We start from the raw sequence: 15,820 nt of genomic DNA, 5'->3' as shown, positions 1-15,820 counted from the left end.
TCGCAGGGTGACGGCGTTATCCCCTGTTTCGCGCGTCCGCCCAAGCATTTGGAACGGTTAACCCTGCCAAGGGCGCAATTATGACGCCTTGGCGCCACGCCTCGCCAGGACCAGCGCCAGCCCGAGTCCGACCCCGGCCGGCGCCGCCATCAGCGCGAATCCCCCTGCTCCGAACGCACCATACGCGATTCCCGAGGCCAGCGTGGCGCCGGCCAGGACGAGCCCGCCCGACAGCGCCGAATTGATGGCCTGGGCGGTCGCGGCGAAGCGCTCGGGCGCATGCGCGCTCGCATGGCGCAGGAAACCCAGATAGGTCGCCGCGAACGTGAAGGCGTGCAGGCACTGAAGCGGGAAGAGCAGGACGAGCGGCGGCGACAGCGCGAGCAGTCCCCATCGCGCGAGAGACGCCGCGCCGCCGAGCGCCATCAGCCCGGCCGGGCTCCAACGCCGGAAAACGCGCGTCGACAGCGCGAAGAAGACGATCTCCGCGGCGACGCCCGTCGCCCACAGCGCGCCCACCGCCTCGCCGGAAACGCCCTGCGCCCGCCAGGCCACCGCGGAGAAGCCGTAATAGAAGCCGTGCGCGCCCTGGATCAGCGCCGAGGCGGCGAAGGCGAGCGGCAGCCCGCCGCCCAGCAAGGCGCTTGCGCCGGAAAACGCCGACGGGCGCGGCGCCCCCGCCTCCCGCCGGCCCGCGGGCAGGGCGATCGCCGCGAGCAGCGCCGCTCCCGCGCCGGCGGCCGCCCAGGCGAGCGCCGCCTCGCCGCCAAGGCGCGAGATCAGCGCGCCGCAGCCGATATTGCCGACGATGAACGTCGCCGAACCGATCGCGCGCGCCGGCCCGAAGGCGAATCCGACGCGGCGCGCCTCGCCCATGGCGAAGGCGTCGATGAGCGGAATGACGCCGGTCACCGCCGCGCCGGCCAGGCCGGCGAGCGCCACAATCAGCCAGGGCGACCGGGCGGGCTCGAAGGCCAGCAGCAGCAGGAGCGCGGCGGCGGCGAACGCGATCACGGAATCCCGCCGGCGCGGCGCCCGGTCCGACCAGAGCGCGCCCAGCGGCGCGGCGAGCACACGCCCGGCCATGCCCGCGGCCGCGGCCGCGCCGATCATTTCCGGGCTCAGCCCGCGGCTTTCGAACCAGACGGGCATGTAAGGCAGATAGGCGCCGAAGCCGAGATAGAACGCGCCGTAGAACAGCGCGAAGCGAAAGGCGGGCGAGAACAGGAGACCGCGGTCCGGCATGACCGGCGTGTAACGCGGGCCGGGCGCCGCGCCTAGCCCTGTCGGCGCGGCCGTTTCCGCTTGGCCCGGGCAGGCGCCCGGTCTAGCTTGCCCGACCGATGAAGGACGCCCTCGACGCAGCCCCCGACGCGGCCTCTCTCGCCGAGCGGACTCCGCCGCGGCGGGTGCTGGTCTCGAGTTACCGGTCCGCCCCGCACGTGGGCGGCCAGGGCGTCTATGTGCGCGAGCTGTCGCGCGCGCTGGCCGAGGCCGGCTGCGAGGTCAGCGTCGCCTCCGGGCCGCCCTGGCCCGACCTCGTCCCCGGCGTCGAGCTGATCAAGCTGCCTTCGCTCGATCTCTTCGCGGAGGACAACGCCTTCCTCGCGCTGCGCTGGCGGCATCTGAGATCGCGCGCCGATCGCGGCGAATGGCTCGCCCACAACACCGGCGCGTTCGGCGAGATGACCGCCTTCGCCCGGCGCCTCGACGAATTCCTGCGCCGCGAGGGCGATCGCTTCGACGTCGTTCACGACAACCAGACCCTGGCGCCGGGCATGGTCGAAATCAGTCGCCGCATGCCGGTGATCACCACCCTGCATCACCCGATCGCGATCGACCGGGACTTCGCCGTCGCCGGCGCCGATCGCTGGTGGAAACGCCTTCTGACGCAGCGCTGGCACGACTTCGTCGACACCCAGGCCGCGACCGCGCGGCGCCTGCCGCGCTTCCTCTCCGTCTCCGAAGCCGCCCGGCGCGGCTACGCCGAGCGCTGCGGCGTCGATCCCGCGAAGATCGCCGTCGCCCACAACGGCATCGACCATGACAGCTTCCGGCCGGATCCGGCGACGCCGCGCGAGGCCGACCATCTCGTCGCGCTGGCCAGCGCCGACGTCCCGATCAAGGGGTTGGACGTGATCGTCTCGGCGCTGGCGCTGGTCGCGCCCGACCGGCCCGATCTGCGCCTGACCGTGATCGGCGCGCTGCGCGAGGGGCCGACGAAGCGCATGCTCGAGCGCACCGGCCTCGTCGATCGCGTCGCCTTCGTCTCCGGTCTGAGCCGCGAGGCGGTGGCCGATCTCTATCGCCGCGCGACCGTGTTCGTGTCGGCCTCGCGGTTCGAGGGTTTCGGCTTCCCCGCCGCCGAGGCGATGGCGTGCGGCGCGCCCGTCATCGTCTCCGACGGCGGCGCGCTGCCCGAAGTCGCGGGCGACGCGGGCCTGGTGACGCCGGTCGGCGACGCGCCCGCCCTGGCCGACGCGATGACTCGAGTCCTCGACGACCCCGCCCTGCAGGCGCGGATGAGCGAGGCCGGCGCCCGCCGCGCGCGCGACGCGTTCCGCTGGCGCGACCACGCCGCCGCCGCGATGGCGCTCTACGACGCCGCCCTCGAGGAGACGGCGCACGCATGATCACGCTGAATCTGGACGACCTCGAGCTGACCGACGGCCAGCGGGTGCTCGACCTCGGCTGCGGCCGGGGCCGGCATCTTCACGCGCTCTATTGGCATGAGGCCGCGCTCGACATCGTCGGCGTCGATCTGGATTTCGACGATCTGACCGCCGCGCTCGACGGCTTCTTCGAGCTCCCGCCCCCGCCCGACAATCCGCCCCGCAGCGCCGTGTTCGCCACCGGCGACGCGCTGGCCCTGCCCTTCCCCGACGCCAGCTTCGACGCCGTGATCTGTTCCGAAGTGCTCGAGCACCTGCCTGACTACGCCGCCGCGCTCGACGAAATCGAGCGCGTGCTGAAGCCCGGCGGGCGCTTCGCGCTGTCCGTGCCGCGCTACTGGCCCGAGGCGATCTGCTGGGCGCTGTCGGAAGGCTATCGCAATACGCCGGGCGGGCATGTGCGCATCTTCAAGGGCCGGGGCCTGCGCCGCGCGGTCGAGCAGCGCGGCTTCGCCTTCCGCCGCCGCCACTGGGCGCATGCGCTGCACAGCCCCTACTGGTGGCTGCGCTGCGCGCGCTGGGACCGCCAGGACGAGAGCCGGATGGTCTCGGCCTACCGGAAATTCCTCGAGTGGGACCTGCTGTCGGCGCCGCGCCTGACCCGCGGGCTCGAGGCCGCCCTCAACCCCGTCATGGGCAAGTCCGTGGCGCTCTACTTCACCAAGGAGGCGTCATGACGGCCCGTCCCCACGCCGGCGTCGACGTGCGCGCCTGCGCCGACCGCATCGCCGCGCTGCAACGCGCCGACGGCTCGATCCCCTGGATCGAGGCCGGGGTCTGGGACCCCTGGAACCACGGCGAGTGCGCGATGGCGCTCGCCGTGGCGGATCGCGCCGAAGCGGTCCACGCCGCGCTCGACGCCCTCGCCGACCGCCAGGAGCCCGACGGCGGCTGGACCGGCGAGCTCGGCGCGGGCGTGCCGATGGACGCCGCCGGCGAGCGCATCGCCCCGCCGGAAGTTCCGGTCACCGCGCGGGACACCAATTTCGCGGGCTACGCCGCCGTGACCGTGCTGCGCTGCGCGCTCGCCCTCGACGAGCCCCGCCTGATCGCGCGTCACGAGGCGATGGTCTCGCGCGCGCTCGATTTCGCCGCCGCTCGGCAAACCGCCCACGGCGACATCGTCTGGCGTGATCCCGACCCCGATCAGCCGCTGCACGCGATCGACTCGCTGCGCGCAGGCAACGCCTCGCTGTTCAAGAGTTTCGAGTGCGGGCTGCGCATCGCCGACGCGCTGGGACGCACGCGCACAGACTGGGCCCGGGCGCGCCGGGCGATCGGCGAGGCGTTCGCTCACCGGCCCGATCGCTTCGACCGCTTCGACGTCGATCGCTCGAACTACGCCATGGACTGGTACTATCCGGTGCTGACCGGCGTGGTGACGGGGCTCGAGGCGCGGGCCCACCTGTCGCGCGGCTGGGACCGCTTCGTGGTCGCCGATCTCGGCTGCCGCTGCGTCGGCGAGGAGCCCTGGGTGACGGCCGCCGAGACCGCGGAGCTGGCGCTGGCCTGTCTCTCGGTGGGCCGGGTCGACGATGCCCGGACGCTGGTCAGCGATCTCGCCCCGCTCTCGGGCGACGCCGAGGGCTACTGGATGGGCTGGCAGTTCGATCTCGGCATGATCTGGCCGAAGGAGCGGCCGAGCTGGACCTCGGCGGCGATGGTGCTCGCCGCCGACGCGCTCGACGGCCTCAGCGCGGGATCGGATCTTCTGATCCGCCACGCGCGATCCGACGCCTGGCTCACAGACGCCGCAGAAATTCGAGCGACCTGACGCGCTCGACCGGCTCGAACAGGTCCGACTCCGTGGCGCGCTTCCAGATCTCGTAGGGCGGCCTCCCGCCGTCGGCCGGGTCGGGAAACACGTCGTGGATGGCCAGAACCCCGCCCGGCGCGACATGACCGGCCCATGCCCGATAGTCCGCCAGCGCGGTCTCCATGGCGTGCCCGCCGTCGATGAAGAGAAAGCTCACCGGGCCGCTCCACGCCCGCCCGATCGCCGCGGAATCGCCCACCATGGCGATGACGGCGTCCTCGAGGCCCGCGTGCGCGATGGTGCGGCGGAACGCCGGCAGGGTGTCGACGCGGCCGAGCTCGGCGTCGAACAGCTCGGGATCGTGATAGCCCTCGCCGGGCTGGTGCTCCTCGGAGCCGCGATGGTGATCGACGGCGAAGACCAGGCGTCCGGCCCGGCGCGCGGCGCGGCCCAGATAAACCGTCGAGCGCCCGCACCACGATCCGATCTCGACGAATGCGCCCGGCGCGGCGACGGCGGACGCCTGGCGAAACAGCGCCTCGCCCTCGTCGGGCTCCAGGAACCCACTGACCGTTTGAGGATCGAATTCCGGCGCGGCGGCGTCCACTAGCCGACCAGCGCGTCTTCGCCGGCCCAGCGGCGCTCCGCGAGCGCATCGGCGGCCGTCGCCAGCGCGGCGATGGAGGCGTCCAGATCGACGAGCGCGGACTCCAGGCCCGGCGCGTCCGCTCCCTCCGGCGCGCTGGCGCGCACCTCGACGAAGAAGGCGCGTGCACGCCGCGCCGCGCCGAGCGCGGACTCCGCAGCCGCGATATCCCGCGCCAACGCATCGGAGTCGAGCGACGCGCCCGTCGAGGCGACGGCGAGCGCGTTGCGTGCGACCTCGGAACTCATCGCCGACGCCGCGGCGATGTCGGCCTCGAGACGGGGGCCCGGAGCATCGCCGGCCTCGGCCAGATAGCGTTCAACGGGCGACTGGTCCGGCGCGCCCTGCCGTCCGCCGCGCACCAGGCGATCGAGGAAACCGCCCATGGAGACGCCGCCGTCCTCGGAAAGACTCCAGCCGGCGGCCTCAACCTGATCGGTCATCTCGCGGGCGGCGTCGCGCAGCTCGGTCTCGACGGGCGCGGCCGCGCGCTCGCGCTGGAAGGCGAGGTCGAGCGGCGCGCTGGCGCAGGCGGTAAGCGCCGCGGCGCACGCGATGATGCAGCACGCGCGTAGTGACGGCGCAACGGATCGCACGATTGTGGTCACTCCCTCAGTCTCGCCATTCGCGACGCCCCCCTTGCGTCGCTTGCTCCCATAATAAAAACGCATAATCTTCCCGTATACAAAGAGCGAAAACGCAATCGTCGGGAAAAATTCAGCCGCATGGACGCCCATCGCCACGCCCGACGGATCGGATTGCATCCCGCGATCGAGCCTTTCCGGACCGGAATGCTCGATGTCGGAGAAGGCCATACGCTCTATTACGAGGAGTGCGGACGTCCCGACGGCGTGCCCGCCGTGGCGCTGCACGGCGGCCCCGGCGGCGGCGCGGCTGCGGCGATGCGCCGCTTCTTCGATCCCGATCGCTACCGCGTCATCGTCTTCGATCAGCGCGGATGCGGGCGCTCGCGCCCCTTCGCCGAGACCCGCGCCAACGACACCGAGCGGCTGGTCGGCGATCTCGAGCGATTGCGCGCGGCGCTGGGCGTCGATCGCTGGCTCGTCTTCGGCGGATCCTGGGGCGCCACGCTGGGGCTGGCCTATGCGCGGCGCTGTCCCGAGCACGTGCTCGGCCTCATCCTGCGCGGCGTGTTCACCTGCTCGCGGCTCGAACTCGACTGGTTCTACCGTCACGGCGCCAACATGCTGTTCCCCGACGCCTGGGAGCGGCTGACCGACCGGCTGTCCGCGACCGAGCGCGACGACATAGTCCGCGCCTACCATGACCGGGTGATGATCGACGACATCCGCGCGCGCCGGGCCGACACCATGGAGTGGGCGCGCTGGGAAAGCGCGCTGATCAGTCTCGATCCGTCCCGCTCGCAGGACGCCCCGGACCCGCGCCGCTCGGACGCGCTGGCGCGCATCGAGACGCACTACTTTCTCAATCGCGGCTTCCTCGAGCGCGACGGCGTCCTGCTCGAGGACACCCGTCATCTCCAGGACATTCCCGGCGTGATCGTCCAGGGGCGCTACGACATGGTGACGCCGCCGCGGACCGCTTGGGCGCTGTCGAAGGCCTGGCCCGGCGCGCGCCTGGAGATCGTGCCCGACGCCGGCCACGCCGCCGGCGAGCCGGGCGTCATCGACGCGCTCGTGCGCGCCACCGACGCCTTCGCCCGGCGGCTGGACTGAGCGCTCAGCCCCCGACCAGCGGCAGCTCGACGCCGAAGGTCGCCGCCAGACCCGTCACGATGATCAGCGCCACGGCGATCGGCACCGGGTAGCGGATGGCGAAGCGCCAGTAGGCGAACACCGCCGGGCTCGCATGCGGCAGCTCCTTCTGCATGAGCGCCTTGGAGACGACCCAGCCGGTGAACAGGGCGATGGTCAGGCCGCCCAGCGGCAGCAGGATCCGCCCCGAGATCAGGTCCAGGAAGTTGAAGAAGTCGCCTGAATAGGCCGCCCCGACCCCGACGAGCCAGACGATCGCGGTGAAGAAGACCGCCGATCCGACGCGGCCGAAATCGGTGTGCTCCTCGCCGAAGGCGACGATCACCTGCAGCAGCGAGATCGACGAGGTCAGCGCCGCGATGAAGGCCAGCGCGAAGAAGGCCGTGCCGACGGTCTGACCGCCCGGCATCTGCGCGAAGGCGGCGGGCAGCGCCTGGAAGAACAGCGCCGGTCCGGCGTCGGGCTCCAGCGCGGTGAAGGCGAACACGAACGGGAAGATCGCCAGGCCGGCGACGATCGCGATCATGGTGTCGGCGCCGACGATGATGCCCGCCGACTGGGGCAGGTTGTCAGACTGCGGCAGGTAGGACCCGTAGGTGATCATGATCGCGCCGCCGACGCCGATCGAGAAGAAGGCCTGACCCAGCGCGGCGAGCACGGTGTCCGCGGTCACCTCGCTCAGGTCGATCGCGAACAGATAGGTCGCAGCGGCCGCCATGTCCCCGGCCACGCCGGCGTAGATGACGAGGCCGAGCAGCATCAGGAAGAAGATCGGCATCAGCACCGAGACGACGCGCTCGATGCCCTTGGTGACGCCGAAGCTCACGACTGCGAGCGTGACGAGCATGAACACCGAGTGCCAGCCGATGACCGCGCCGGTGTTGGACACGTGATCGTTGAACCGGGAGGCGACCTCGGCGCCCTCCACGCCGACGAACGCGCCGGTGAACATCTTGAACACGTAGGCCGACACCCAGCCGGCCACCACCGAGTAGAAGCACAGGATCATGGTGGCGCCGGCCATCGCGACCCAGCCGGCGATCGCCCATCCCTGCGGCGCGCCGGCGTCGAACGCCATCTTGCGCACCGAGCCGACGGCCGAACGCTTGGCGTGGCGGCCGACGCTCAGCTCGGCGATCAGGATCGGAAGCCCGATGAATGCGACGCAGAGCAGGTAGATGAAGACGAAAGCCGCGCCGCCGTTCTCGCCGGCCGTGTAGGGGAAGCGCCAGAAGTTCCCGAGGCCGACCGAGGAGCCGATCGCCGCCATCAGAAAGCCGAATCGCGTGCCCCAGGTGCCGTGCGCAGACGGTCCGCCCATCGAAGCCATTGCTTACCTCCCCGCTGCCGGCGCGCCGGCGCATTTTCCCCCTCGCCGCGCGTGCGGCGGATGGCCGCGGAGATTCTGTCAACTGGCGACGCGGGTCAAGCCGCGCTCAGCCGAAAAGCCCCGCGCCTTGCGGGGGTTCGGCGCCGCGGTGGACGTGCGCGCCCAGCACCAGGCCGAGCCCGAACAGGACGGTGATCATGACCGTGCCGCCATAGGAGATCATCGGCAGCGGCACGCCGACCACCGGCGCCAACCCCATCACCATGGCGGTGTTGATGAAGACGTAGAGCGCCATCGTCGTGGCGATGCCCATCGTGACCAGCCTCAGGAAGATCGACTTGCACGAGGTCGCGATGAGGATGCAGTTGCCCAGGATCAGCGCATAGATCGCCAGCACGCCGATCCCGCCGACGAAGCCGAACTCCTCGCCGAGCATGGTGAAGATGAAGTCGGTCTGCTTCTCGGGCAGGTAGTTGAGATGGGCCTGCGTGCCCTGCATGAAGCCCTTTCCGGTCAGGCCGCCGGAGCCCAGGGCGATCTTCGACTGCAGGATCTGGTAGCCCGCCCCCAGCGGATCGGCCTCCGGGTTGAGGAAGGTCAGAACGCGGTCGCGCTGATAGTCCTGCAGGCCGTACTGAAGAAAGAGCGGCGCGCCGACGGAGGCCAGTCCGCCCGCGCCGATGATCACCTTCCAGCTCAGCCCCGCCATGAACACGATCGCCGCGCCGGTCGCGCCCACCAGCATCGCCGTGCCGAGATCGGGCTGTTTCATGATCAGCGCCACCGGCGCGCCGATCATCACCGCCGGCACGAGCAGCCCGCCGAGGCTGGAGACGCGCTCCGGCTCGATGTCGTGGTAGTAGCGCGCCAGCGCCAGCACGAGCGCGACCTTCATGATCTCCGAGGGCTGCATGCGGATCGGGCCGAACTCGAGCCAGCGCTGCGCGCCCATCGCGGTGACGCCGAACAGCTCGACGCCGACGAGCAGGATCAGCGCGCCGAGATAGGCGGGATAGGCCAGCCCGATCCAGAATCGCGGCGGGAACATCGCCGCGACCATCATCAGCAGAACGCCGCCGGCGAAGCGGCCGGCATGGCGGATCGCCCACGGGCTCCAGTCGCCGCCGGCCACCGAGTAGAGCATGCCCACGCCGATGGCGCCGGCGAGCAGCACCAGCAGCACGAAGGCCCAGTTGATCTCGTAGAGCTTGCTGCGGAGATCGCGCGGGACGGTCTGGGCGAAGACGGCCATCGGTCTAGCCCCTCCCCGCGCCGTCGGCGCGCGCCGCGATCGGGCCCATCCGTCCGGCGGGATCGCGTTCGACGATGTCCTTGAGGATGTCGCGCGCCGGGCGCGCCGCCGCGCTCGAACCGCCCCCGCCGTGCTCGACGACCAGGGCGACGGCGTACTGGGGATCGGCCGCGGGCGCATAGCCGATGAACAGGCCGTGATTCCGGAGCCGCCAGGGCAGGTCCTCCTGGTCGCGCACGCCCCGGGCGCGTTCCTCGGGCGTGATCGAGTAGACCTGCGAGGTGCCGGTCTTGCCGCACATCTCCACGCCCTCGATCCCGAGCCCGCCGCGCAGCGTCCAGTAGGACGTGCCGCCCGGCTCGTGGACGACGGCGCGCAGGGCGTCGTGGACGATCGAATGATGATCGGGCGCGATGCCCAGTTCCGGGAAGGCCGGCGCTTCGGGACGGCGCGACAGGGTCGGCACGATCGCCCGCCCTGTCGCCAGCCGGCCCGTCATCACGGCCAGCTGCAGCGGCGAGGACAGGACGAAGCCCTGCCCGATGCCGGTGTTGTAGGTGTCGCCCGTCGTCCAGGGCTGGCCGCGGCGGGCGCGCTTCCATTGCGGGCTCGGATAGAGCCCCTCGGCGCGCGACGGGATCGCCATGCCGATATCGAAGAGCTGGCCGAATCCCATCCGCACGGCCATCTCGCGCATCCGCTCGATGCCGAGGCGTTCGGCGACCTCGTAGAAATAGATGTCGCAGGACGTCTTGATGCCGTCATGCATGTCGACGGCGCCGTGCCCCTCGCGACGCCAGCAGTGGAACATCCGGTCGCCCAGCCGGGTCCGCCCGCGGCAGACGACCTGCTCGTGGGGGTCGATGACGCCGGCCTCGAGCGCGGCGAGGGCGACCATGCCCTTCACCGTCGAGGCCGGCGAATAGAGCCCGGTCGTCGCCTTGTTGAAGAGCGGCCGGTATTCGTGCTCGTTGAGCTCGCGGAAATTCTCCTGCGAGATGCCCAGGACGAACTGGTTGGGATCGAAGCTCGGGGTCGAAACGAGCGAAAGGATCTCGCCGGTCTGCAGATCCAGCGTGACCGCCGCGGCGCTCTCCTGGCCCAGGCGCTCGACGCCGTAGCGCTGCGCCTCGGCGTCGATCGACAGGCTCACATCCTCGCCCGGAACGGCGGGCACGGACTGCTCGGGGAGCTCGCGGATCACGCGGCCGTGGGCGTTGACCTCGACCTTGAGCTGACCGGCCGAGCCGCGCAGCGTGTCCTCCATCGACGCCTCGACGCCGGCCCGGCCGATGCGGAAACCGGGATGCAGCAGCAGCGGGTCGTCGCCGGCGACCTCTTCGGGCGCGGCCTGGACATAGCCCGTCACGTGGGCGAAGGCCTGCGGATAGGGATAGGTCCTCACCTCGCCCACGTCCGGCATCACGCCGGAGAGCTCGGGCAGGTTGAGATTGACCAGCGCGAAGGTCTCCCAGTCGAGGTCCTCGACGACGGTGACCGGCCGGAATCCCGGCGAGCGGGCGACGTCGCGGAGCACGCGCTCGATGCGCCCGTCGCTCAGCGGCACGAACCGGCTCAGCTTGGTCAGCGCCGCGCTCGGGTCGCCGGCCTGCTCGGGGATCAGGAAGATGCGGTAGCTGTCCCGGTTCTCCGCGAGCGGCTCGCCGAACCGGTCGAGGATCCGCCCGCGACGCGGCGGCTGGAGTCGGAAATTGAACTGGTTGTTCTCCGACAGAAGCCGGTAGCGGTCCTCGTTGAGGATCTGCAGCGTGTAGAGGCGCCCCGCAAGGCCCGCGAAGCCGGCCGCGCCCAGCCCGCCGGCGAGGAACGCGCGGCGGTTGAACTGGGCCTGGGACTCCTGCTTGTCGCGTCTCATCGCGCGCGTCTTCCGATCCGGCTAGAAGAAGGACGTCCGTTCCCGCCGCCGACCGAAAATCCAGGCGAACAGGGGGAACAGAAGTATGGTGGGCGCGCCCTCCTTAAGCAACGCGGGCCCGCCGACGGGTTCGCCGTAGGCCATCGCGCCGCCGAGCCAGGCGGCCAGCAGCGCGATCGCGCACAGGATCGCGAAGCGGATCGACAGCGGAAGGATCTCGCCGGCGCCCTCTTCGTCGCGCGGCCGCGCGATCCCGAAAGCGATCAGGTAGGCGAGCGGCCAGATGCCGAGCGGGCCGCCGGTGAGCAGGTCCTGGAACACGCCGATGACGAAGATGAGCCAGGGCGGGGTGAATTCCGGCCGGCGCGCCGACCAGAGGAACAGCGTCATTAGCGGGACGAGCGGCACGAAGTCGGCCCACTCGCCCGGAAACCGCAGCGGCGCGGCCTGCAGCAGCAGGCTCCCCGCCAGAGTGGCCGTGATCCAGAAATAGACGGGGCCGGACGACCGGCGATCGAGCGGAGCGCGCATCAGCCGCCTCCCGTGTCGTCGTCGTCCGCCGACGGCGCGGTCGGGGAATCGTCGGCGGCGGCCACCGCGGGCGGTTCTTCGGCGGGCGGCGCGGCGGCGTCGGCGTCCTCGACGGGATCGGCCTCGGGCGGTTCGATCGGCTGGAACGGCCAGATCCAGACCAGGTCCGTGGGCGCGGCGCGGCTGTACAGCGCCACGCGCCAGCGGCCGTCGCGATCGCGCACGGCTTCGCCGACCGGCAGGCCGCGCGGCATGACGTTGTCGTCGCCCGACGTCACGATCCGGTCGCCCTCCACGAGGTCGGGCTCGCGGCCGAGATATTCCAGCCGCGGGAAGTCCGAGTTGTCGCCGACAAGCAGCGCGCGGGCGTTGGAGCGATCGGCCATCACCGCGACGCGGCTGTTGAGGTCGGTGAGCAGGAGAATGCGCGCCGATTGCCGGCCGACATCGACGGTGCGCCCGATCAGCCCGTAGATGTTGAGCGCGGGATAGCCCTCGCGCACGCCGTCCTCGGCGCCGACGCCGATCAGGCGCGCGCGCACGAAGGGCCCCGAGCGTTCGGCGACCGTCCACGCGGTGATGCGCCGGCGGCTCGACGGCGCCTGGACGTTCAGCGCCTCCTCGTAGGCCTGGGTCCGGTCGCGGAGCGACAGCGCGACATCGCGCCAGGCGCGCAGTTCGGACAGGTCCTCGCGCAGCTGCTGGTTCTCCCGGGCGAGCTCGATCTGCCGGCGCCACCACGGCCCGATATTGCCGATCCCGCGCATGGGCTGGGCGGTCAGCTCCAGCACCGGGGCGGCGACGTCATTGAACCGGGCGCGCGCCGTCGAGAGCAGCTCGGAGCGCTGGGCGGGCCGGTCGAAGATGATGAGAACCACGCAGATGACGAGCAGGGAGATGTAGAAGGGCCGGGAGAACCGGACCCCGTCATCCATGTCTCGCCGCGCCGATCGCCGCTGCGCCACTGAGAGGCGCCTCCCTTCTGAGGTCAGACGGCCTCGGACAGGATAGGACGCCAGACCTTAAGATTCTCAACCGCCTTGCCGCAGCCGAGCACGACGCAGGACAGCGGTTCGTCGGCGAGGCTGACCGGCAGGCCGGTGCGATCGCGCAGCTCGGTGTCGAGATTGCGCAGGAGCGCGCCGCCGCCGGTGAGCACGATGCCCTTGTCGACGATGTCGGCGGCGAGCTCGGGCGGCGTCGCCTCGAGGGCCTGCTTGACGGCCTCGACGATCTGCTCGACCGGCTCGGACAGGGCGTCGGCGATCATCGCCTCGGTCACCGCGATCTCGCGCGGCACGCCGTTCATCAGGTCGCGGCCCTTGATCTCCAGGCTGAGCCCCTCGCCCTTGGGCGGCGGTGTCGCCGAGCCGATCTCCTTCTTGATCCTCTCCGCGGAGGTCTCGCCGATCAAGAGGTTCGCCGAGCGGCGTATGTAATTGATGATGGCCTCGTCCATCTTGTCGCCGCCCACGCGCACCGAGCGCGAGTAGACGATGCCCGACAGCGACATCACCGCGACCTCGGTCGTGCCGCCGCCGATATCGACGATCATCGAGCCCGTCGGCTCGTCGATGGGCAGCCCGGCGCCGACGGCGGCGGCCATCGGCTCGTCGATGAGATAGACCTTGCGCGCGCCGGCGCTGTGGGCGCTTTCGTGGATCGCGCGCCGCTCGACGGCCGTCGCGCCCGAGGGCACGCATATGACCACCTGCGGGCTGACGAAGGTGCGCCGGTTGTGCACCTTCTCGATGAAGTGCTTGATCATCGCCTCGGCGACGTCGAAATCGGCGATCACGCCGTCGCGCATCGGCCGGATCGCCTCGACGTTTCCGGGCGTCTTGCCCAGCATCAGCTTGGCCTCGGCGCCGACCGCCTGGACCTGCTTGCGGCCCTTCTCGACCTTGAAGGCGACGACGGAGGGCTCGTCGAGCACGACGCCGCGTCCCTTGACGTATACCAGCGTGTTCGCAGTGCCGAGATCTATGGCGATGTCCGCGGACAGAAGGCCGAACACGCTTGAGAGCATTGCGAATCCCGTGAGTCGAGGGGTTGAGGGGCGCGCGAAGGCTCCGGCGTTCGCCGGAAGCCGTCAAGGTCTAGCGTGAGTCCTTGTGCGACGCAGCGTCCTTTATTGCAAGCGGGTCCGCCTCCTCCGACGCACCTGCGGATGCAGCCGGCTCGGGATCGTCGAGCGCGCCGCGCAGCCAGCGCCGCCCGACAAGCATGAGGCCGAGCCAGGCCAGCGCCGCCGCGCCCAGCGCGATCGCCGCCCAGATGCTGCCGCCCGAGATGAGCGCGATGATGCCTCCGCCGGCGAACGCCACGAGCGCGGTCTTCGGGATCACGCCGAGCCCCGCCCCGGCGATGAAGGCGAAGTAGGACATGTGGGACATGCCCGCGGCCATGTTCACGACGATGAAGGGCGCCGAGGGCACGATGCGCACGATGAAGCTGGCGAAGAAGCCGTTGCGCCCGACGAAGGCCGAGATGCGGTTGACCGTCAGCCCGCCGTATCGGCGGATGAGATCGGCGCCGAAGAAGCGGCCGAACCAGAAATTGACCGTCGCCGAGACCATCGTGGCGATCCAGGAATAGATGAAGCCTGCGACGGGCCCGAAGGCGAACACCGCCGCGGCGATCAGCGCGAACTGCGGCGCGCCGACGAAGGCGAGCGCGGTGAAGACGACGATGGTGACCGGCAGCGCGTACCATTCGCTTGAGGCGGTCTCGAACCAGCTTCGGACCGCGCCCGGTTCGACGCCGAGCACGAAGCGGCCGACGATGAACACCGCCGCGACGCAGGCGAACAGCGCGATGGAGACCGCGACCGCGCGGCCCGCGCGTCGGTCCATCCGCATGAAGAACTGCAAGAGCCGGTTCATGGCCGAATCCACATCATGCACGCCCTGTCGCGCCCCGTGCACGCGACGTGCCGCACTAACACGGCAAGCGCCGCGTTTTGTCAAAATCCTCGCGCAGACCCCGTCGTCTCAATCCTCGCCGCGGCCGCCGAGCAGGCCGCGCAGTTCGCGGCCGACATCCTCCAGGGAGTGGGCCGCGGCGCGTGCGCGCGCCTGCTTCAGCCAGGCCCGGCCGGCCTCGTAGTCGGCGACCCAGCGCGCCGCGAAATCGCCCGCCGTGACGTCGTCGACGATGCGGTCGAACACGGGCCGCACGGCCTCGGCGATCGGCCCCTCCACTTCGTGCGAACCGAACTCGGCGGTGTCGGAGATCGCCGCGTACATGCCCGCGATCCCGCGCTCGTGGATGAGATCGGCGATGTATTTGAGCTCGTGGACGGTGTCGATATAGGCCATGCGCGGGCTGATGCCGGCCTCGACCAGCGCCTCGTAGCCTGTCCGCGCCAGCGCGCACATGCCGCCCACGAGCACGGCCTGCTCGCCGAGGATGTCCGACAGCGCCTCCTCGCCGAAGCTGGTGGGAAAGATGCCCGCGCGCCCGCAGCCGATGCCGGCGAGATAGGCCTTGGCCAGCGCCTCGGCCTCGCCCGACGCATCCTGCGCCACGGCCCAGAAGCCGATCAGCCCACCGCCCTTCTCGAAGCTCGTCCTCACCGCCCCGCCAGGCCCCTTCGCCGCGCACAGCAGCACGTCGCAGTCGGCGGGCGGCTCGATCAGCCCGTACTCGATGGAGAAGCCATGGCAGACGATCAACGCCTGGCCGGGCTTGCGATGCTCGGCGACATGCTCGCGCCAGATCTCGCCATGGGCCTCGTCGGCGGCGAGCAGCGCGATCGCATCGGCCCGCCGGGCGGCGTCGGCGATCGAGACCGTCTCGAACCCGTCGGCCTCGGCCTTGGCCTTCGACGCGGACCCCTCGCGCAGCCCGATCAGGATCTGCTCCGCGCCCTGGTCGCGCAGGTTCAGCGCATGGGCGCGGCCATGATTGCCGTAGCCCACGATGGCGATCGTGCGCGATCGGACCGGCGCGAGATCGATTTCGGCCTCGTAGAGGGCGTCGGTCACTGTCCGGGCTCCGTTGCTGCGCGGCCGGGACC

General features: G+C 71.0%; 15 protein-coding genes. 4 read left to right on the top strand and 11 right to left on the bottom strand.

Features of this window, described 5'->3' with window-relative positions:
• Positions 1 to 78: 78 nt before the first annotated feature.
• Positions 79 to 1,245 (bottom strand): MFS transporter, encoded by a 1,167-nt coding sequence (locus DDZ18_RS10220; RefSeq protein WP_109253291.1) that lies wholly within the window; start codon positions 1,243 to 1,245, stop codon positions 79 to 81.
• 98 nt (positions 1,246 to 1,343) lie between these two features.
• Between DDZ18_RS10220 and DDZ18_RS10215 the strand changes: the two genes are divergently transcribed.
• The 3 genes from DDZ18_RS10215 to DDZ18_RS10205 are packed head-to-tail and all read left to right on the top strand — an operon-like array spanning position 1,344 to position 4,446.
• A complete protein-coding gene (locus tag DDZ18_RS10215) occupies positions 1,344 to 2,633 on the top strand; it encodes a glycosyltransferase family 4 protein (protein WP_109253290.1) in 1,290 nt (429 codons plus the stop codon).
• Complete coding sequence (locus DDZ18_RS10210) at positions 2,630 to 3,349, top strand: class I SAM-dependent methyltransferase (RefSeq protein WP_109253289.1); 720 nt, start codon at positions 2,630 to 2,632, stop codon at positions 3,347 to 3,349. The genes DDZ18_RS10215 and DDZ18_RS10210 overlap by 4 nt, the downstream gene beginning before the upstream one ends.
• Positions 3,346 to 4,446: a prenyltransferase/squalene oxidase repeat-containing protein gene (locus DDZ18_RS10205; RefSeq protein WP_109253288.1), complete on the top strand. Its 1,101-nt coding sequence runs from the start codon at positions 3,346 to 3,348 to the stop codon at positions 4,444 to 4,446. The genes DDZ18_RS10210 and DDZ18_RS10205 overlap by 4 nt, the downstream gene beginning before the upstream one ends.
• Here the strand turns inward: DDZ18_RS10205 and DDZ18_RS10200 are convergent.
• Both DDZ18_RS10200 and DDZ18_RS10195 read right to left on the bottom strand, forming a co-directional pair.
• Positions 4,415 to 5,035 (bottom strand): class I SAM-dependent methyltransferase, encoded by a 621-nt coding sequence (locus DDZ18_RS10200; RefSeq protein WP_109253287.1) that lies wholly within the window; start codon positions 5,033 to 5,035, stop codon positions 4,415 to 4,417. The genes DDZ18_RS10205 and DDZ18_RS10200 overlap by 32 nt on opposite strands.
• Positions 5,035 to 5,670 (bottom strand): hypothetical protein, encoded by a 636-nt coding sequence (locus DDZ18_RS10195; RefSeq protein WP_146190658.1) that lies wholly within the window; start codon positions 5,668 to 5,670, stop codon positions 5,035 to 5,037. The genes DDZ18_RS10200 and DDZ18_RS10195 overlap by 1 nt, the downstream gene beginning before the upstream one ends.
• A gap of 129 nt (positions 5,671 to 5,799) precedes the next feature.
• On the opposite strand from DDZ18_RS10195, the gene pip reads away from it, so the two are divergent.
• Complete coding sequence (pip, locus tag DDZ18_RS10190) at positions 5,800 to 6,771, top strand: prolyl aminopeptidase (RefSeq protein ID WP_109253285.1); 972 nt, start codon at positions 5,800 to 5,802, stop codon at positions 6,769 to 6,771.
• Positions 6,772 to 6,775: 4 nt separating this feature from the next.
• Here pip and DDZ18_RS10185 read toward each other — a convergent pair whose 3' ends face one another.
• The 8 genes from DDZ18_RS10185 to ilvC form a co-directional block, all read right to left on the bottom strand.
• Positions 6,776 to 8,140 (bottom strand): sodium-dependent transporter, encoded by a 1,365-nt coding sequence (locus DDZ18_RS10185; protein ID WP_109253284.1) that lies wholly within the window; start codon positions 8,138 to 8,140, stop codon positions 6,776 to 6,778.
• A gap of 106 nt (positions 8,141 to 8,246) precedes the next feature.
• Positions 8,247 to 9,392: a rod shape-determining protein RodA gene (gene rodA / locus DDZ18_RS10180; RefSeq protein ID WP_109253283.1), complete on the bottom strand. Its 1,146-nt coding sequence runs from the start codon at positions 9,390 to 9,392 to the stop codon at positions 8,247 to 8,249.
• 4 nt (positions 9,393 to 9,396) lie between these two features.
• A complete protein-coding gene (gene mrdA, locus DDZ18_RS10175) occupies positions 9,397 to 11,268 on the bottom strand; it encodes a penicillin-binding protein 2 (RefSeq protein WP_109253282.1) in 1,872 nt (623 codons plus the stop codon).
• A gap of 21 nt (positions 11,269 to 11,289) precedes the next feature.
• Positions 11,290 to 11,799: a rod shape-determining protein MreD gene (gene mreD / locus DDZ18_RS10170; RefSeq protein WP_109253281.1), complete on the bottom strand. Its 510-nt coding sequence runs from the start codon at positions 11,797 to 11,799 to the stop codon at positions 11,290 to 11,292.
• Positions 11,799 to 12,734, bottom strand: a complete 936-nt coding sequence (gene mreC, locus DDZ18_RS10165; protein WP_109253280.1) for a rod shape-determining protein MreC — start codon at positions 12,732 to 12,734, stop codon at positions 11,799 to 11,801. Before mreC ends, mreD begins: the two co-directional genes overlap by 1 nt.
• 53 nt (positions 12,735 to 12,787) lie before the next feature.
• Entirely contained in the window at positions 12,788 to 13,828 is a 1,041-nt protein-coding gene (locus DDZ18_RS10160) for a rod shape-determining protein (RefSeq protein ID WP_109253279.1), read from the bottom strand.
• Positions 13,829 to 13,898: 70 nt separating this feature from the next.
• Positions 13,899 to 14,684: a TVP38/TMEM64 family protein gene (locus DDZ18_RS10155; protein ID WP_109253278.1), complete on the bottom strand. Its 786-nt coding sequence runs from the start codon at positions 14,682 to 14,684 to the stop codon at positions 13,899 to 13,901.
• Positions 14,685 to 14,792: 108 nt separating this feature from the next.
• The gene (gene ilvC / locus DDZ18_RS10150) at positions 14,793 to 15,788 is read right to left on the bottom strand and encodes a ketol-acid reductoisomerase (RefSeq protein ID WP_109253277.1); all 996 of its coding nucleotides are present in this window, start codon (positions 15,786 to 15,788) and stop codon (positions 14,793 to 14,795) included.
• Positions 15,789 to 15,820 lie beyond the last annotated feature (32 nt).

The sequence above is a fragment of the Marinicauda salina genome (genome assembly GCF_003122085.1).
Classification (GTDB): domain Bacteria; phylum Pseudomonadota; class Alphaproteobacteria; order Caulobacterales; family Maricaulaceae; genus Maricicauda_A; species Maricicauda_A salina.
Note: the sequence above shows the minus strand (reverse complement) of the source record. Positions and strands in the feature narration are given on the sequence as shown.